The sequence below is a fragment of the Companilactobacillus furfuricola genome, from assembly GCF_003946325.1.
In the GTDB taxonomy this organism is placed as follows: Bacteria; Bacillota; Bacilli; order Lactobacillales; family Lactobacillaceae; genus Companilactobacillus; species Companilactobacillus furfuricola.
In genome coordinates this window covers 85,797-104,511 of record NZ_RHNT01000003.1, presented here as the reverse complement: position 1 = coordinate 104,511, position 18,715 = coordinate 85,797, and the positions used below count along the sequence as shown (strand labels likewise).

22 protein-coding genes and 1 other annotated feature are annotated in these 18,715 nt (G+C 37.9%); of the genes, 20 read left to right on the top strand and 2 right to left on the bottom strand.

The annotated features are described in order from the left end of the window. On the top strand, positions 1-1,119 hold a 1,119-nt coding region (locus tag EKM78_RS02280), incomplete at its 5' end, for a transposase (protein ID WP_211334323.1). Between the two features lie 285 nt (positions 1,120-1,404). Here the strand turns inward: EKM78_RS02280 and EKM78_RS02275 are convergent. Continuing rightward, positions 1,405-1,587: a hypothetical protein gene (locus EKM78_RS02275; protein WP_125768773.1), complete on the bottom strand. Its 183-nt coding sequence runs from the start codon at positions 1,585-1,587 to the stop codon at positions 1,405-1,407. A 287-nt stretch (positions 1,588-1,874) separates the two neighbouring features. Between EKM78_RS02275 and EKM78_RS02270 the strand changes: the two genes are divergently transcribed. The 14 genes from EKM78_RS02270 to recN all read left to right on the top strand — a co-directional run bounded on the left by EKM78_RS02270 (position 1,875) and on the right by recN (position 12,389). Further along, positions 1,875-2,135 (top strand): hypothetical protein, encoded by a 261-nt coding sequence (locus EKM78_RS02270; RefSeq protein ID WP_125768769.1) that lies wholly within the window; start codon positions 1,875-1,877, stop codon positions 2,133-2,135. Between the two features lie 92 nt (positions 2,136-2,227). Then, complete coding sequence (locus EKM78_RS02265) at positions 2,228-3,922, top strand: DUF6541 family protein (protein ID WP_164507157.1); 1,695 nt, start codon at positions 2,228-2,230, stop codon at positions 3,920-3,922. A gap of 37 nt (positions 3,923-3,959) precedes the next feature. Continuing rightward, positions 3,960-4,026: a sequence feature (ribosomal protein L21 leader region), on the top strand. A gap of 10 nt (positions 4,027-4,036) precedes the next feature. Next, positions 4,037-4,348, top strand: a complete 312-nt coding sequence (gene rplU, locus EKM78_RS02260) for a 50S ribosomal protein L21 (RefSeq protein WP_125768763.1) — start codon at positions 4,037-4,039, stop codon at positions 4,346-4,348. Between the two features lie 5 nt (positions 4,349-4,353). Further along, complete coding sequence (locus EKM78_RS02255; protein WP_125768760.1) at positions 4,354-4,698, top strand: ribosomal-processing cysteine protease Prp; 345 nt, start codon at positions 4,354-4,356, stop codon at positions 4,696-4,698. Between the two features lie 12 nt (positions 4,699-4,710). Continuing rightward, positions 4,711-4,983, top strand: a complete 273-nt coding sequence (gene rpmA, locus EKM78_RS02250; protein WP_125768758.1) for a 50S ribosomal protein L27 — start codon at positions 4,711-4,713, stop codon at positions 4,981-4,983. 130 nt (positions 4,984-5,113) lie between these two features. Next, the gene (efp, locus tag EKM78_RS02245) at positions 5,114-5,677 is read left to right on the top strand and encodes an elongation factor P (protein ID WP_125768755.1); all 564 of its coding nucleotides are present in this window, start codon (positions 5,114-5,116) and stop codon (positions 5,675-5,677) included. Positions 5,678-5,702: 25 nt separating this feature from the next. Next, a complete protein-coding gene (locus EKM78_RS02240) occupies positions 5,703-6,119 on the top strand; it encodes an Asp23/Gls24 family envelope stress response protein (protein WP_125768752.1) in 417 nt (138 codons plus the stop codon). 5 nt (positions 6,120-6,124) lie between these two features. After that, complete coding sequence (gene nusB, locus EKM78_RS02235) at positions 6,125-6,532, top strand: transcription antitermination factor NusB (RefSeq protein WP_245994738.1); 408 nt, start codon at positions 6,125-6,127, stop codon at positions 6,530-6,532. 35 nt (positions 6,533-6,567) lie between these two features. Continuing rightward, entirely contained in the window at positions 6,568-7,416 is an 849-nt protein-coding gene (gene folD / locus EKM78_RS02230; RefSeq protein WP_125768748.1) for a bifunctional methylenetetrahydrofolate dehydrogenase/methenyltetrahydrofolate cyclohydrolase FolD, read from the top strand. Continuing rightward, positions 7,409-8,761: an exodeoxyribonuclease VII large subunit gene (xseA, locus tag EKM78_RS02225; RefSeq protein ID WP_125768745.1), complete on the top strand. Its 1,353-nt coding sequence runs from the start codon at positions 7,409-7,411 to the stop codon at positions 8,759-8,761. Before folD ends, xseA begins: the two co-directional genes overlap by 8 nt. Next, entirely contained in the window at positions 8,754-8,996 is a 243-nt protein-coding gene (locus EKM78_RS02220) for an exodeoxyribonuclease VII small subunit (RefSeq protein WP_125768742.1), read from the top strand. Before xseA ends, EKM78_RS02220 begins: the two co-directional genes overlap by 8 nt. Beyond that, entirely contained in the window at positions 8,996-9,844 is an 849-nt protein-coding gene (locus tag EKM78_RS02215; protein WP_125768739.1) for a polyprenyl synthetase family protein, read from the top strand. The genes EKM78_RS02220 and EKM78_RS02215 overlap by 1 nt, the downstream gene beginning before the upstream one ends. Before the next feature lie 8 nt (positions 9,845-9,852). Beyond that, on the top strand, positions 9,853-10,680 hold the full coding sequence (locus EKM78_RS02210) for a TlyA family RNA methyltransferase (protein ID WP_125768736.1): 828 nt from the start codon (positions 9,853-9,855) through the stop codon (positions 10,678-10,680). A 23-nt stretch (positions 10,681-10,703) separates the two neighbouring features. Continuing rightward, positions 10,704-12,389, top strand: coding sequence for a DNA repair protein RecN (gene recN, locus EKM78_RS02205; RefSeq protein WP_245994736.1), 1,686 nt, complete (start codon positions 10,704-10,706; stop codon positions 12,387-12,389). Here recN and EKM78_RS02200 read toward each other — a convergent pair. After that, positions 12,381-12,713 (bottom strand): hypothetical protein, encoded by a 333-nt coding sequence (locus EKM78_RS02200; protein WP_125768729.1) that lies wholly within the window; start codon positions 12,711-12,713, stop codon positions 12,381-12,383. The genes recN and EKM78_RS02200 overlap by 9 nt on opposite strands. Before the next feature lie 178 nt (positions 12,714-12,891). On the opposite strand from EKM78_RS02200, the gene gmk reads away from it, so the two are divergent. From gmk to rsmB, 5 genes are all read left to right on the top strand, one after another. Next, positions 12,892-13,506: a guanylate kinase gene (gene gmk / locus EKM78_RS02195; RefSeq protein ID WP_125768726.1), complete on the top strand. Its 615-nt coding sequence runs from the start codon at positions 12,892-12,894 to the stop codon at positions 13,504-13,506. A 1-nt stretch (position 13,507) separates the two neighbouring features. Then, positions 13,508-13,762, top strand: coding sequence for a DNA-directed RNA polymerase subunit omega (gene rpoZ / locus EKM78_RS02190; RefSeq protein ID WP_125768723.1), 255 nt, complete (start codon positions 13,508-13,510; stop codon positions 13,760-13,762). 243 nt (positions 13,763-14,005) lie between these two features. Next, positions 14,006-16,420, top strand: a complete 2,415-nt coding sequence (priA, locus tag EKM78_RS02185; protein ID WP_125768720.1) for a primosomal protein N' — start codon at positions 14,006-14,008, stop codon at positions 16,418-16,420. Between the two features lie 13 nt (positions 16,421-16,433). Continuing rightward, positions 16,434-17,387, top strand: coding sequence for a methionyl-tRNA formyltransferase (gene fmt, locus EKM78_RS02180; protein WP_125768717.1), 954 nt, complete (start codon positions 16,434-16,436; stop codon positions 17,385-17,387). After that, positions 17,380-18,702 carry a 16S rRNA (cytosine(967)-C(5))-methyltransferase RsmB gene (gene rsmB, locus EKM78_RS02175; RefSeq protein WP_125768714.1) on the top strand — a complete coding sequence of 441 codons (1,323 nt, stop codon included), beginning with the start codon at positions 17,380-17,382 and terminating at the stop codon, positions 18,700-18,702. Before fmt ends, rsmB begins: the two co-directional genes overlap by 8 nt. Positions 18,703-18,715: the final 13 nt, after the last annotated feature.

The following is an 18,715-nucleotide window of genomic DNA, read 5'->3' as shown; positions in this document are numbered from 1 at the left end:
ATCAGTGAAGTCCTACCAAACTCGACCCAAATTGCAGATAGATTTCATTTAATCGACAATATAAGTTCCTATTTAGAAAGAATGCTTAGACCTGCACTTCCCAAATATATATTTATTAAAAACAATAAAGTACTCAAAAATGCCCCTAAAAAAATCCAAGTGAAGGATGAAACACAGTCATCAAAGGACTTGAAGGGATTGAATTACGATAACACTCCTCCAGTTGACGAAAATGGATCTATCGTCCACTATGATCGACGCGCAATTAGGACTGATTCATTGGAATATAGACGTGAAAGAAAGGATCGTAAGACCAAAAAGAAGTTAATTTTAAAAATCAAAAAAGAAGCATCTTTAAAGGGTATTACTGTTGAAAAAATCGCTTCTAAATATAGGATGAATGTCTCAATAGTCCATAGATATTTAAATATGACTCCCGAAAAGATCGACGAATTTGATACATACGTTGGAAAAAGAAGAAAAACTGCAGTCGATGATTATGCAAATATTATCTATAAGATGATGTCTGCAGGCTACTCAGATATGATAATTTTCTCTTATGTGTTGAGTAAAGGATACAATAAAAACCAAAGTACACTATGGTCTTACATGTATTGTATTAGTAAAAATAATTTCCCAGGAAGAGAAACGGAAAGTCAGCGTCACTTCGGGGGAAAATTAGGATATCTCGACGATATCACCGTAATCAAAAAGGAACATTTGATAGATAATCTGTTCAAAAACAACCCTAAATCTGAATATAAAGATATTATCGAATCAGCCTTTCCAGTAGTTAAAAGAGCTTCAGAGATCTATACAGAATTTCATTTCGCAATAATGGGAACAAACATCAAAGCAATGGATGATTTTTTGGATAAATATGAAACCTCCGAGATATCCTCATTTTGTACAAAAATAAAAGAAGATATCGCAGCCGTAGACGCCGCAATATCTTCACCAATAAGCTCTGGTCTTGTTGAAGGCAATAATAACAAAATCAAGCTTCTAGAACGAATTGTATACGGAAGGACTAATTTTATCAACTTTTTTAAAAAGTGTAGACTAGTCTTTTTGGAATCAACAGGCAACCTAGATCTTGATGAATTTCTTGATGGCTAACCAAAGTACAACAAGAACCGGTTTTACCGCTTAGAATAAGACTCGTATTTGAGATCGTCGAAGTGGTCTTCTTCGAGGAGCTCAAATCGACGTCGGCAGCGTTCCAGTGGCTGTATCCCCGGGCTCCGGAGTCGGCATTGAACGTAGCAACCAAAATACTATTACCACACCCCAACAACCAAACAAACTAACGGACTAACATCAAAGTAAAACGCTTCTGTCTGCCATAGCTCACTTACATCTATACAAAAAAAACAGCACCCAAAGTGCTGTCCATAAAAAATATCATTCTGAAATTTCATTACGACGAGTTCGTATCAATTTCTCCAGCTCATCAAGATCAGTAAGCGTAGACTTCTTACGAATAAAACTACGAGCCGAAGACCGCATAGCAATATAATTAGCTCTCTGCCGATGATTACGATGCCATTTCTCATTGGCTCTCTTTTGTGCTTCTGTTAGTACCATAATTACTCCCCTAAAACTTAGTAATGACAAGATTATAAACAGTTATTACCAAATAAAACAAGGAAATATAAAAATAATTATGTAAAATAATATAAAAAAGTAAAATATATAACAAAAAAATAAGCCAAAATGAATAAACATGCAAAATTGTATTAAATAATTCAATGAATTCTTTTTAATTTATAAAAATGATATTGCAATGTCCTAAAAAAAATTTTAATATGTACAGTGAACGTGTATAATAATAAAGTTGCATTACATTCTAGGGAATTTACGAGGTGGGATACTTGACAAGAAAGTATTCGTTTGTATTTACTGTTATATTTATTGTTGTGGACCTTATTTTTGCTGTACTAGCTAAGCTAGGAAAGATCGACGATCTATTAGGGATCATCATGGGGATTGTTTTGATCGTCGCTCTATACATTATTACGAGATTATTCGCACGGATCAACACTGAGAAAGGTCGGTTGGCTTTATCTTTTTTTAGTGCTATTTTCGTATTTTTAACAGTGGTACCACTTGCAGCAACTTCAATTGCTGTATAATTTGGAAATGTTGTTGGATTAAGACGTTTAGCCTTAATCCTTTTTTATTCCAGTCGTATAATGAATCTATCGAATTTAATTGGAGTATGATCATGAAAAACAAAACATTCAGAACAATAATCTTAGGCGTTATTTTTCTTGTTCTGAGTATTTTTTATACAGTTTTATTTGCACCAAATGGGAACATCCGCTTGATGGATAGTTACGATATGTTATTTCATCTCAATCGGATCGCTAGCCTGGGAAATATTTTCCAATCTCCAGTCAATTTCGACTATTGGGGACACGTTGGAAATATGACAAGTGAGTTTTATCCGTGGGTAATGGTGTTACCAGGATTTTTAATATTTCAGATTATTGGAAATCCAGTGATCGGATTTTTCGTCTTTTTAACACTTATTACTTTTGCAACTTTTGTTAGTGCTTATTATTTTATGAAAAAGTTTTCTGACAATACTTTGCAGTCATTCTTATTTTCAATTATTTACACGTTGTCATTTTTTAGGATGGCTAGTGTTTTTTATCGCGCAGGATTAGCGGAATATACGAGTTATATCTTTGTGCCGATGCTGTTTTATGAGTTTTATCAACTGCTTCGCGGCAATTTTAAGAAGTGGCCATTATTTGCTTTGAGTTTTACTTTAATAGTCTTAACGCATCCACTGACAGCATTTACTACAGTTATCCTGATGATCCCTTTGATCTTGTTGGTGTTATTTACTAAGACAGCGCATAGTTTCAGTTATTGGGGCAAATTGATATTGAGCGGGGTTGGTTCAATCGTCTTGGTTGGACTCACGACAGTTGGCTTCTTTTTGCCGATGATCCAGCAGCAACTTTATGTTTCTGTTAATCGACCAGCTCTCTTAGATTTGTCGGCGACCGCCAAAGTTCCAGCAGCATTGTTCAAAGATGCATTGGGGACAGATTTAAGAAATTATTCATTCGGTGCTATCATGCTGTTCGCCTTTTTACTGCTGGTGATTTTTATTTGGAAAGACAAAGCTAAATACCGGTTGATTGCTGCAGAAATGATCATAGCCTTGATTTTGTCGACAAACATCATTCCTTGGGATCAATTGCAAAATACATTTTTTAATTACATGCAATTTCCTTGGAGATTCTTGAATTTATTTACTTTCTTTGCATCAATTTATATCGCTTATGGAGTGACGAAAATTGTCGACAAACGTTCGCCATTATTGAAGTTACTAGTCATGGTCTTGATTTTAGCTGGATGCGTCAATCAAGTTTACGTCAGTGGGACACAGCTTAATCAAAGAATCACACTGGCCAAACATCCTAGCCATATTACGGTCAGTGATGGTGATAAATATATTAAGAAGTTTGCCCAAAAAGATTATTATCCAGTTCGTAGTCTTTATTTTGCCAAGGACCTCTCTAAACATTACTTTGTTGTTAACGGAGAACGCGAGAAACTTCCGTTTGAGACTACGCAGAATACCTATACTGTGAACTATTTCAGTCAGAAACCAGAGACGATCGATTTTCCAGTCTTGGTATACAAAGGGTTGGATGTTCGGATCAACAATGAGCCAGCCAAATATAAGATATCTGATCGAGGAACCGCTCTGATCGAAACTAAACCTGGACAAAACAAAATTGTCTTGAGATATCGATATTCGGCTGTGGCCAAAGCCTCGTTAGGACTGAATATAGTCGGCTTTATCTTGCTAGCTTGGTTAATTTATAATCAAGGAAGATTTTTACCAGTGAAAAAGGGTGAAACGGTCGAAGAAAAAAGCTTGGAAAAAGTTGAAAAATAAATTGATATCTGATATATTTTATTAGTTGCAATCACTATTGCATCTACAACCGCTCAAAATTAGGTTTAAGCGAAAGCACCTAATTGGCGAGTATTAGAAGGGAGTGTACAATTTATGTACGCAGTAATCAAAACAGGTGGTAAGCAATATAAGGTTGAAGAAAACGAAGCAATCTTTATTGAAAAACTCGATGCTAAAGAAGGAGACACAGTTACATTTGACGATGTAATCTTAGTTTCTGACGGAGATAGCGTTAAAGTTGGAGACCCAGTTGTTAAGGGCGCTTCAGTTACAGGTAAAGTTGAGAAACAAGGTAAGGAAAAGAAAGTCGTTACTTACAAATACAAACCTAAGAAGCACTCACATACAAAGACTGGTCACCGCCAACCATATACAAAAGTAACTATTAACGCTATCAAAGGTTAATAATTATGATCAAGGCAAGTTTTCATCGGAATGCCGATAAAGCGATCGATTCATTTTTGATCCTTGGCCACGCTGATTCCGGTCCTTATGGACAAGATTTAGTTTGTGCTGCTGTATCAGCTGTAACGATCGGTACTATCAACAATCTGGAGAAACTTACAAAGGTTCAGCCTCAAGTGGTTTCAGATGAGGTCAATGGTGGCCATCTTGGCTGCCGCATAACAGGAGCTGTTTCTCATGATACAGCGTTATTGCTTGATAATTTGTCAGAGATATTGAAAGATATCGCGGCTAGTTATCCGGATAATATTACTGTTAGTTCAACACAAAATACGATTGATTTTAATTAGGAGGTAAACTTCATGCTTAAGATGAATTTACAATTTTTCTCTCACCATAAAGGTGGAGGTTCAACAACTAATGGTCGTAACTCAGCAGGTCGTAGATTAGGTGCAAAGCGTGCCGATGGCCAAGCTATTACAGCCGGTGCAATTATTTATAGACAACGTGGTACAAAGATTCATCCAGGTGCAAACGTTGGCCGTGGTGGCGACGACACATTGTTCGCTCTTAAAGACGGTGTTGTTAAGTTCGAAAGACTTGGCAAAGACAAGAAGAAAGTTTCAGTATACTAATATATACCGTATAAAAGAGGACATGGTCCTCTTTTTTTATATAAACAACTACATATTATTGCCATAAAGCTATTAGTATTGGTAAAATAAAGGGAACGTTGCAAATTAACAATTAATTGAGGAGATCAGTATGTCTATTTCAGTAAACGAATTTAAAAATGGATTAACAATTGAAGTAAAAGACGGCATTTGGCGTGTTATCGAATTCCAACACGTAAAGCCAGGTAAGGGTAGTGCCTTTGTTCGTTCAAAGCTTAAGAACTTAAGAACAGGTGCTGTTCAAGAAATGACATTTAGATCAACTGCTAAGGTTGAAAAAGCTCAAATCGAGAACAAGAAGATGCAATACTTGTATGCTGACGGTACTAACCACGTATTCATGGATATGAATACTTATGAACAACTAACAATTCCTGGTGAACAACTAACTGACGAATTGAAATACTTGAAAGAAAACATGGAAGTTAACATTATGATGTACAATGGTGAAACATTGGGTGTCGATCTTCCTAATACTGTTGACTTAAAAGTTGTTGAAACAGAAGCTGGTATCAAAGGTGATACACAATCAGGTGGTTCCAAACCAGCTACAATGGAAACTGGCGTGGTTGTTCAAGTTCCATTCTTCGTTAACGAAGGTGATATGTTGACAATCAATACTCAGGATGGAACATATATTTCACGTGCAAATTAATTTTTAGTTATTGGAGATAAAGTTTATGGCTGATCAAAAATACGTAACACTACAAGATGACGGCAAAGTGCAAGGAAACGTTGAGATTTCTCATCAAGTGATCGAAATTTTATTAGGGATCGCAACGAATCAAGTTGAAGGCGTTTATGAAATGCGCGGTACAATATCTAACCGGATCAATTCATTGTTTGGTAGAATGAATCATGGAAAAGGTGTCGATGTTGTGTTTGAAGACGACAATGTCACTGCTGATGTATTTGTTTATCTTGAATATGGAGTTTCGATTCCTAAGGTATCATTAGAAATTCAAAAGTCAGCTATTGAACAACTTAAATTCATGACGGATATTGATATATCGCAAATTAATGTGCATGTTGTTGGGTTAGTTGCCAAGAAAACAAATGGCGACGTTGAACGTGTAACAACAGACAGTAAGGAATAATACCAGTGAGTATAAACAGACACGAAATCAGAGAACTAGCAGTACAATCACTATTTTCCATCGATACGACGAAAGCTGATGCTGAAACTGCTATCAAGTCGACTTTAGAATTAGCCGACCTTAGTGAGATTCAAGTACCAGATTATTTAACATTCCTAGTATCAGGAACACTCGAACACGAGAGTGAATTGGATTCAGAAATTTCTAAACAATTAAAGAACAAATGGACCGTAGCCCGTTTGTCTCGGATCGACCGTGCAATTTTACGCATGGGATTATTTGAAATGCAAAATAGTCTAGAAGTTCCAAAAAAAGTTGCAATTAATGAAGCCATTGAATTAGCTGGAGATTTTGGCGACAAGGATTCAAAGGCCTTTGTTAACGGCATCTTATCTAACTTTGTTGAAGGGTAGGCTGGTACATAGTACCAGCCTTTTTGGGTAAAATCATGATTAAATTAGATGGAAAAAAAGTCGCAAGTGCTTGCGATGAATCAATGTTAAAACGAGTAGCAGATTTAAAAGCTAAAGGGATCACACCTGGTATTGCTGTTGTTTTGGTAGGCGATAATAGTGCCAGTGCTGTGTATGTTAGAAACAAACAACGTCGTGCTGAAAAATTGGGCATGAAGTCACAATTGATCCACTTTAAGGCTGATGTATCTGAAGAAGAATTATTGACAAAAATCGATGAATTGAACGCTGATCCAGAAATTGATGGATTTTTAGTCCAGTTGCCATTACCAGATCACATCGACGAAGATCGTGTGATCAACGCGATCGATCCAAAGAAAGACGTTGACGGATTTGCTCCAGAAAATGTGGGACATCTTTGGATCGGTGAACCACAAACAAAACCTGCAACAGCAGCAGGTATTTTGATGATGCTTGATTATTATGATGTCGATCTTGATGGCAAGAATGTTGTGATCATTGGACGTAGTAACATTGTTGGTAAGCCAGTTGCAGCAATGATGCTCGATAAGAATGCTACGGTAACTGTAGCTCATTCACATACCAAGAATTTGAAACAATTGGCAAAGACCGCAGATGTTTTAGTTGTGGCAATTGGTCGTGCTAAGATGATCGATGCTGATTATGTCAAAGACGGTGCTATCGTCATTGATGTCGGAATGGATCGCGATGAAAACGGCAAGCTATGTGGGGATGTCGACTTTGATTCAGTTAAAGATACGGCTTCAATGATGACACCAGTTCCTGGCGGTGTTGGACCTATGACGATCACTGCTTTGATGGATCGAGTGGTCGAGCTTGCAGAGGAAAGGGCAAATGAATAACTCGGAACAATATTTAACAGTCACTGCTTTAACACAATACATTAAAAGAAAATTTGACGTGGACCCATATTTGGGCCACGTTTATTTGACTGGCGAACTTTCCAACTTTAAGATCCGTGAGAATGCTCATCAGTATTTCACGATCAAAGATGATCACGCTGTAATCAATGCTGTCATGTTTCGCGGCAATTTTAACAAGATCAAGTTCAAGCCTGAAACAGGAATGAAAGTCCGTGTCAAAGGACACATCTCAGTTTATGAAGGTCGTGGACAGTATCAAATTATTGTTGATTCTATGGAACCGGATGGTTTAGGGTCACTTTATTTAGCATTTGAACAATTGAAGAAGAAACTTTCCCAGATGGGAGTATTCAATTTGCCGAAGAAACCGATCCCGAAGTTTCCCAAACGTATCGCAGTGGTAACTAGTGAGTCAGGTGCTGTGATCCACGATATTATGACCACTGTAAAACGACGTTATCCGATCGTTCAATTAATTTTATTTCCTGCACTAGTTCAAGGTGATACGGCTGCTCCAACGATCGTCCAACGACTCAAGCAGATCAATGAAATGGGAAATTTCGACACGATCATTATTGGCCGTGGTGGTGGTTCGATCGAAGATCTGTGGCCATTTAATGAAGAAATAGTTGCAGAAGCAATCGTTCAGAGTCAGATACCGGTGATTTCTTCGGTGGGTCATGAAACTGATGTAACGATTGCTGATATGGTAGCTGATTTACGTGCACCAACCCCAACTGCAGCGGCTGAATTGGCGACGCCAGTATTACGTGAACAAATCGAAAATATCGAAAACATGCAGTCGCGTATGATCGTAGCTCAGAACAAGATTTTAGATTATTACCGACAAAGAGTGAATAGTTATGCCCAAAATGTCTTTTTACAACATCCAGAGCGTATCTATGAAGTTTATATGCAGAAAGTGGACAATTACACCACGCGTTTAAATCAGATCGTCACGAGTGAATTACGTTGGTATAAAGAGCAACTTTGGAATAAAGAAACTAAATTTGCCCAGCTTTCACCCAAAGAGCAGATCAACAAATATCAAAACCAAATTTCTAATGATGTCCAAAATATGACACTGATCATCAACAAGATGCTTAGTAATAAGCGAAATTATTTTAGTAAGCAAGTTTCTGCCTTAGATTCACTAAGTCCATTGAAGACTTTGAGTCGAGGATATGCGATCGCCACTGATGCAGATGGAAAGGTTTTGAAAAAGACATCTGATTATCAAGTCGATAAAGCAGTTGATCTAAAAGTTGTCGATGGGACTGTAAAAGTAATAACTAAACAAATTAGTGAGGATAACAATGGCTGAGAAGAAAAAGAACTTTGAAGATAATTTGGCAGATCTTGAAAAGATCGTAACAGACCTTGAAGCGGGCAACGTCCCACTTGAAGAAGCTATGGAAAAATTCAAGTCAGGCGTAACTTTGAGTAAAAAACTCGAAAAGACTCTGACAGAAGCAGAGAATACTGTGACTAAGATTATGTCAAAAGATGGTACTGAAACGAATAAGCCAGAAAATGATGAGAAGGACTCTGAAGAATAGTGGATATTAAAAGTTTTACAAAATTTCATGAGAAGATACTACCTGAATTTGACCGGTTTCTGACAGATAAACTCACTTCTGAGATCAAGCAACCGCTCTTATTAAAGTCGATGCTATATTCGCTTAATTCAGGTGGTAAGAGAGTCCGTCCAGTTTTGATGCTAGCAACGGTTTATTCAGCTGGCGTTAAATATGAAGATTTGCACAAATATTTTGATATCGCTGGAGCGATCGAATTGATCCATACTTATTCTTTGATCCACGATGATCTGCCAGAAATGGATAACGATGATTATCGACGTGGCCAACTGACGAGCCACAAACAATTCGGAACTGGTCCAGCCGTGTTGGCGGGTGATGCTTTGTTGACACAGGCATTTTATTGGATCGCTAAATCGGAATTGGACGCTAGTAAACGAATGGCAGCAGTCCGGATCTTGGCTCACAATGCTGGTCCGATGGGGATGGTAGCCGGTCAAATGACAGACATAACCAAGGAAGATAAGCAATTGAACATTGATGAACTGACCCAGCTGCATCACCAAAAAACTGCTGATTTGATCATTGCGGCAGTTACGATCGGTGCATTTTGTGCCGATCACAAAACTTCTAAAGAATTAGTTTTATATGCTGAAAAGATCGGACTAGCTTTTCAAGTTAAGGACGATCTTGATGATGCAGACGATGGTGAAGATATCGATAAAAATACCTTTCCTAATTTAATCGGTAAAGAAGCGACTGAAGAAAAACTGCGTAATTTAGTTAAGGACGCTTTAAATGCCGTATTGAAGGAAGAGAAATTTGATAAGAACTTACTAGTGAGTTTCTTAGATTATTTCAAGAAATAGGAGAAAATATGGCAAAGAAACGTGTAGACGTAATGTTAGTCGAGCAAAATTTATTTGATTCAAGAGAACAAGCTAAGCGATCAGTGATGGCTGGAGAAGTTTATGATGAGGATAATCTTCGTTATGATAAGCCAGGTGAAAAGGTCGATCCAGACAAGATCTTCCACGTAGTCGAAGGGGCTCACAGTAAATATGTTAGCCGTGGAGGATATAAGTTAGAAAAAGCTGTCCAGTCATTTGGAATCGATCTAACAGATCGAATTTGTTTAGATATTGGTTCATCAACTGGTGGATTCACTGATGTTGCCTTGCAAAACGGTGCTAAGTTAGTCTACGCGTTGGATGTTGGCTATAATCAATTAGCTTGGAAACTAAGAAGCGATGAACGAGTCGTGGTGATGGAACGGGTCAATTTTCGTTATAGCAAACCAGAGGATTTCCACGATGGTTTGCCACAATTCGCCATGACTGATGTTTCCTTCATTTCGCTAGAATTGATCTTGCCCCCAATGTTCAACATTATTTTGCCAGGATCAGACGCCGTTTGCTTGATCAAGCCTCAATTTGAAGCTGGTCCTGAAAATGTCGGTAAACATGGAATCGTGCGTGATCACAAGGTTCATCAGATGGTCTTGGAGAAAATTTTGAATTTTGCTAAGTCGACGGGATTTTTAGTCACAGGATTAGATTTTTCGCCAATTAAGGGTGGCGAAGGCAACATTGAATTTTTGATGCACATCCAAAAACCAACTGATCCAGATACACCAGGACAGATCCTCGATTCAGTTTCGATCGAAGAGACGATGAATGCGGCCTATGCAAATTTAAATAAATAGCTGGTGACAAAATGTTAAAAAAATTGATCATTAATAATTTTGCTATTATCAGTCAATTGCAATTAGATTTTAAAAATGGGATGACGGCTTTAACTGGTGAAACTGGTGCCGGTAAGTCGATTATTATTGATGCACTTGGATTATTAGTCGGCAGTCGCTCTTCGGTCGATTTCGTTCGAACGGGCCAAAATAGTTTAACCGTGCAGGGATTATTTGAGGTTTCCAAAAATAGCCCTGTTTTTGGTATCTTGGATGGGTACGGGATCAAGCACGAAGACAACATGCTGATAATTAAGCGTGAGATCAATCGTAAAGGAAGAAACGTTTGCCGTTTAAATAACGAGTTGGTCAAAACCAATGTTTTACGAGAAGTCGGGAAATATTTGGTGGAGATCCATGGCCAGAATCAGTCTCAAGAATTACTAGATGAAGATAATCATATCGATATTCTTGATCGCTATGCTGAGGATGATTTTGCCCAAAAAATCACTAAATACCAGGCAGAATTTCAGGATTTTCAAGCCAAGAAGAGTCGTTTGCGTGCTATCCAGAAGGATTCACAAAATATTGCTCAACGAATTGATATGCTCAAATTTCAGATCGACGAGATCGATACCGCACAAGTAAAGCCTGGTGAGGATGATGAACTAGAGGAAGAAAAGAATCATCTGGAGAACTTTGAAAAGATCAGTTCATCGCTTCAAGGAAGCTATGAATTGCTTTCTGCAGGTGGCAGTGGCGTGGTCGACTCTTTAGGAGAGGTGCGACAGAAGCTAGACAGCATTAAAGAATATGACCCCGCTTATCAAGAATTGTATGAATCGATCGATGGGGCATACTATCAAGTTCAAGACGATATGGCAACGATCTCCGATGAGATCGACGGATTAGATTTTGATGAATATCGTTTAGATAATATCCAAAAGCGTCTGATCGTTTTGGATGGTCTGAAGAAAAAATACGGACCGACTTTAGATGAAGTGATCCAATTTGGCAAAGATGCACATGATGAATTGTCTAAAATCGATATGGATGATAACTCTGAGGAAAAATTGACTCAAGAAATCGCCAAACAGCAAAGCGGGCTTTTAAAATTAGGCCAAGATATCTCAAAGAGTCGACACCAAACAGCTAAATCACTGACAAAGTCTATCAACCAAGAATTAAAAGATTTATACATGAAAAACGCTCGCTTTGATGTTGATTTTAGTATCTTATCGGCTGACAACATGAATGAGAAAGGTATCGATCAGATACGTTTTACATTAAAGACTAATGTTGGTGAAGATTACAAACCATTAGTTAAAGTAGCTTCGGGTGGTGAACTATCGCGAGTTATTTTAGCCTTTGAATCGATCATCGCAGAAAAGATGAATGTTGAAACGATCGTCTTTGACGAGATCGATACTGGTGTAAGTGGGAGAGTGGCTCAGTCGATCGGTGATAAGATCTATCGGGTCGCCCAATCATTACAAGTATTGTGTATTACTCATTTGCCACAAGTGGCAGCGATGAGTGATCAACAATTACAAATACAAAAAAAGACCGCTAATAATAAAACTGAGACAGAAGTTTCATTATTAAACAGTCAAGAAAGAATTGAAGCTATTTCATTAATGCTTGCGGGTACTAAAATTACTGATCTCACTCGAGAACATGCCAAAGAATTACTGGAGCTAGCACAAGGGGAGCAAGAGAAATTAGATTGAATTTGCTTGGTTGATAGATTTAACATCGTTTAAATTGAAGATCTTATAAAATCCTGAATTTATCTGCATGATATATTTATTTCTGTTGACAGCCTTGATTAGCTTGCCTTGAAACTGCTCTTCGTTTAACATAGTTACTACAATTAAATATTTGTTTTGTAGGCTTTGTTTGGCGAATAGGTCGAGTTGATCAGCGGGCATTTGGGGTAATTTTGAAGGAGTAACGCCAAAATTAACGTCGAAAGTTCGATCAATGAAGTCAGTGGTAGTTTGGATTATATCTTTAGTAAATTGATGGTTGTAAAAACGAGATTGAAGTTGCATTATTTATTCCCCCGAACATTTGTTTGTATTTTTATTATACGAACAAATGTTCGCATCAACAAGCTTTCTTTATATTTTCTTAACTATTTTTTTTCGTTATGCCGGTAAACCCTTGAAATGAATGTGATTCTATTGCAAGATAGAAACAATATATATAATTAGATAGTAGGGAAAGTTAATGTCATCTAAAGGAATGTTAATAGTGTTGTCTGGCCCATCAGGTGTAGGTAAGGGAACAGTTCGTAAAGCTATGTTAGAAGAATCATCGATCAAATTTGATTACTCAGTCTCCATGACTACCAGAAATATGCGACCTGGTGAAAAGGACGGAGTGGATTATTATTTCCGGACTAACGAAGAGTTTGAGAAGGAAATTAAAAACGGTGGTATGTTAGAATATGCCAAGTACGTTGATCATTACTATGGTACGCCGTTGAAATACGTTAACCAGAAATTGGATGCTGGGATCGACGTTTTGTTAGAAATCGAAGTTAACGGTGCAATGCAAGTACGTGAAAAGATGCCCAATGGTGTGTTCATCTTTTTGACACCACCAGACCTTCCAAGTTTGAGACAACGGATCACTCATCGTGGAACTGATGACCAAAAGACGATCGATAAGCGAATGGAACAGGCCAAGAAAGAAATTGCGATGATGTCAAACTATGATTATGCCGTAGTTAATGATAAAATACCTAACGCAGTCAGAAATATTGAAGGTATAATAAGAAGTGAACACTTAAGTGTGCCTCGAGTTATAGATAAATATAGAAAGATTATAGGAGAAGACTAATATGATAAGTTATCCATCAATTGATAAACTATTAGACAGAGTTGATTCACGTTACTCGCTAGCTGTTTTAGCTGCTAAGAGAGCACACGAACTTGAAGCAGGAGACATCGAATTGTTTAACCACTACGAGTCGCCAAGAACTATTGGTAAAGCATTCGAAGAAATTGCTGATGGTAAAATCGAAATTGACCCAGATTCAATCCTTCTTGAAAAAGAAGCCGAAAAGGTCGAAGAAGAGAAAAAAGACGAGAAATAATTTTTTTGTTCCTTCACAGATTGTCTAGCAGATAATTGTGGAGGAATTTTTTGTTTATTTAGGAGTAAAGTAACGATGTTGTAAGCAGGTGCCATTGTGTTACAAATAAAGCTCGAATCTGCCACGAATCGGTAAATATTTATTATAATTAGTTTATGAAACTCAGTGTTGAAATGTGGCATTCTTGCTGAAATGACAATGAGTGTGGTTAAAATACCGAATTTTTTATGAAAGGATTTTTTTATGTCTGTTGCAGAAGTTATTGTTGATGTTCCCACTATGCAAACTAATCGGCCATTTGAATACTTGATCCCAGATGCATTAACAGATGTAGTTATACCAGGTGTGCGGGTCGAAGTTGGATTCGGTCGAGGCAAGCGAAAGATCCAAGGTTTCGTTTTGAATGTTAAGTCCTCGAGTGATTTTACTGGAAAATTGAAACCGATTATTCGTGTGATCGATGTTAGACCAGTTTTGTCGACCGAGATGATCGATTTGTCCTATTGGCTAGCTGACCAGACATATGCCTTTCAGATTTCTTGCTTGCAAACAATGTTGCCTAGCGTGATGCGGGCTAAATATAAGCAATTTATTCAAGCTGCCAAGGGATATGAAGATGATCCTGAAGTGCAGACCATTTTGAACGGTCATTTATTGGTTGAAATGACGAACGACACTACTGAAGAACGGATCAAGCAAATTGCACATTTGAAACGTGAGAATAAGATCGAGATCGAATATGTTGTAGAAAATAAGGCTAACTCCTTAACTCGACAAGCTATAACGACTGATCTGTCTGCAGAAGATATTGTTAATAGAAAAAACGAACTACGCGCGAATGCCAAAGCTCAGATCCGCTTGTATGATTTTTTAGTCGAGCATTATCAGGATCTTCCGATCGAGACTAGTGAGATCGAGAAGAAATTTAATATCACCCGACCAACACTAAAGACGGCACAGAAACATCAAATTATCAAATTTGTTGAAATAACTAAACGCCGCAAGCCTGTGGGTATCAAACCAGATATTCAAAACATTCCTTCATTGACAGAGGAACAATCAGCAGCCGTTTCGACAATCAATAGTGCTATTGATGCTAAGCAATCTGAGACATTTCTGATTGAAGGTGTCACTGGCAGTGGTAAAACTGAAGTTTACTTGCAAGCTATCCAAAAAGCAGTTGAGCAAAATAAAACAGCCCTAATGCTGGTCCCAGAAATATCATTGACGCCACAAATGGTCAATCGTGTGATCGGACGTTTCGGAAATGAAGTTGCGGTCTTACACAGTGGCCTTTCTAATGGTGAAAGATATGACGAATGGACTCGGATCGAAAATGGCGAAGTTAAAGTCGTGGTTGGTGCCAGAAGTGCAGTTTTTGCACCATTGACCCATATTGGGATTATTATTATTGATGAGGAGCATGAAGCCAGTTATAAGCAAGATGATAATCCCCGTTATCATGCTCGTGACGTAGCAAAGTGGCGTAGCCAGTATCACGACTGTCCGTTGGTCTTAGGGAGTGCAACACCTAGTTTAGAGTCTCGAGCTCGTGCCGAAAAAGGCGTCTATCATTTGATCAAAATGACTAAGCGGATCAATGATCACCCGTTACCTCACGTCCAAATCGTTGATATGCGCAATTCCGAAAATTCAGCTGCAAAAGGTGATTTATCACCATTATTACTAGATAATTTATGGCGAGCGCTCAAACATAAAGAACAAGCGATCGTCTTATTGAATCGCCGTGGCTATTCATCGTTTTTGATGTGTCGTGAATGTGGCTTTGTCTTGAAATGTCCAAATTGTGACGTTTCTTTGACATACCATAAGAATCTCGGTCGTATGAAGTGTCATTACTGTGGACATGAGGAAAATGTTCCCCATACTTGTCCTAATTGTAAGAGTAAGAAAATCGGTTTCTACGGAACAGGTACAGAAAATATTGAACGTCAACTCAATGAGAAGTTTCCTGATGCCAGAGTTTTACGCATGGATGTCGATACAACACGCAAGAAAGGTGCCCATGCGGCCATTATCGAACAATTTAGCGATCATCAAGCGGATATTTTATTAGGTACGCAAATGATTGCTAAAGGTCTGGATTTTCCTGATGTTACCTTAGTTGGTGTGATCAATGCTGATACGACTTTGAGTATCTCAGATTATCGGGCAAGCGAGCGGACTTTTCAGCTCTTAACTCAAGTTTCTGGTCGAGCTGGACGAGCTGATAAGGAAGGACACGTTATCATTCAGACTTATAATCCGGATCATTATGCGATCAGAGATGCAGCAAAGCAAGATTATGAAACATTTTTTAAACAAGAAATGTATTTACGGCACCAATCAGGATATACACCATATTATTTCACGACTTTGATCAGTGTTTCGCATCAAGATGAAGGCCAGGCACTCAAACAGAGCTACTGGTTGAAACGACAATTGTCGTCAGTTCTTTCGGACAAATCGATTTTACTTGGCCCAAGTCCGACGATGATTTCTCGAAAACAGAACAAATATTTTTATCAAATTATTGTAAAATATAAACGTGAGCCTCAACTGCATCAGAAATTATTACAGATTTTATCTGATACACAGGCCGAATCCAGAAATGGATTTACCATTGCAATAGATAATGAACCACAACACATAGATTAACGGAGGTATATGTATGACGAATGTAATTTTTCTAGGGACACCAGATTTTTCTGCAACTGTATTGAAAGGATTGATCGCAGCTGATTACGATGTTGCTGCTGTAGTCACTCAGCCTGATAAACCAGTTGGTCGTAAACAATTGTTACAAGAGAGCCCAACTAAAGTCTTAGCACGTTCGGAGAATATTGAAGTTTATCAACCAGCCAAGTTGTCAGGAAGTGAAGAACTTGAAGTCTTAAAGAAGATTAAGCCGGACTTTATTATTACTGCCGCATATGGTCAATTTTTACCAACTTCATTTTTGAATACAGCCAAGATTGCAGCTATCAATGTCCACGGATCATTACTTCCTAAATACCGAGGTGGGGCACCGATCCAATGGTCGTTAATGAATGGTGATAAAGAAACTGGTATTTCGATCATGTACATGGTCAAAGCAATGGATGCCGGGGATGTTATTAGTCAAGCCAAAATTCCGATCGAACCTGAGGATGACAATGGTACTTTGTTTGAAAAATTAGCGATCGTCGGTCGAGATCTATTACTCGAAACAATCCCTAACATTATTTCTAAAGATATCAAGCCAGAGGTCCAAGACGAATCTAAAGTAGTCTTTTCACCAAATATCTCAAAGGAACAAGAGCATCTAGATTTTACTCGATCTGCTGAAGAAATTTTCAATCACATTAGAGGATTGAGTCCTAAACCAGGCGCTTGGGTCAATCTTGATGGTAAAAGAACTAAGCTTTATAAGAGCGAACCAGTCAAATTGGACTCACCAAGTCCAGCTGGAACAGTAGTTCAAAGAGATCATAAGAATCTCGTCATTGCTTGCGGCGATGGTAATGGCTTATCAGTCAAAGTTATTCAACCTGCTGGCAAGAAAGCAATGGATATTGCTAATTATCTAAACGGAGTTGGCAAAAATATAAAAGAAGGGCAAGTAGTGGTCGACGTTAATGAATAATTCCCGTGCACTAGCCGTAGAAGTTTTACTCAAAGTTTTAAGAAATAAAGCCTATTCAAATATTGAGATCAACAATGTTTTGAAGAACAGTGATCTATCAGATGCTGATTCTCGTTTGATGACAAATATTGTTTATGGCGTTTTACAGCATAAATATATTTTGGAGTATCAATTAAAACCATACATTCAAGATAAAAAAGTCGAACAGTGGGTCATGATCGTATTGATGACGGCTATTTATCAAATGCAATATTTAGACAAAATTCCTGAACATGCGATTTTTAATGAATCAGTCGAAATTGCTAAAGTTAACGGTAATAAGGGCGTTGGTAATTTTGTAACAGCCGTATTGAGAAATTATCAACGTCATGGCTTTCAGGAATTGCCAAAGGGCAAGTCTAGCTATGCTTTGAGTTTAAGATACAGTACCCCAGTTTGGTTAGTGGATCTGTTGGTCAAGCAACAGGGGATGAACAAAGCTATTAATGTTTTGGAATCGATCAACCAAGCTTCAGATATATCGATCCGTGTGAACACTAATAAAACCACAGTTGAAGACGTCAAGGAAAGACTAGCTAGACAAGGATTTGAAATGAAACAAAGTCCGATCTCTTCGGTCGGCCTAACTTGCAAACATGGTAATTTAGTCAATACCCAAGAATTTGTCGACGGCTTATTTACGATCCAAGATGAAAGTTCGATGACTGTTGCACCAGCTTTAGGTGTTCAACCAAATGACGAAGTACTAGACAGTTGTGCAGCACCTGGAGGCAAGACAACACATTTGGCTAGTTATATCAAAGATGGATCAGTCATGGCATTAGATATTCATAAACCTAAAACAAAATTGATCAAAGAAAATAGCCAGCGACTAGGTTATGAGAATATAATTAAAACTAAGGCACTGGATGCTAGAAAAGCTAAAGATAATTTTGAACCAGGATCGTTTGATAAGATCTTAGTCGATGCTCCTTGCTCTGGTTTAGGTTTGATCCGTCGTAAACCGGAATTACGTTATTTTAGAAAACCAGAAGATTTACTGGACTTGCAACGTATTCAATTACAAATTTTAAATAGCTTAACAGGCTTATTAAAAGTCGATGGAACAATGGTATTCAGTACTTGTACCTTTGATGCAGAAGAAAACGAAGACGTTGTGATGAAGTTTTTGCAAGACAACGATAACTTCGAAGTTGTACCAGTTAAGCATGAGTCATCGTTAGATAAGAATGTTCACGATGGCGTTTTAAAATTATTTCCAGATGATTATTTCACAGACGGCTTTTTCGTAGCCGCCTTAAGACGAAAAAAATAATGAGGTAAGGTCA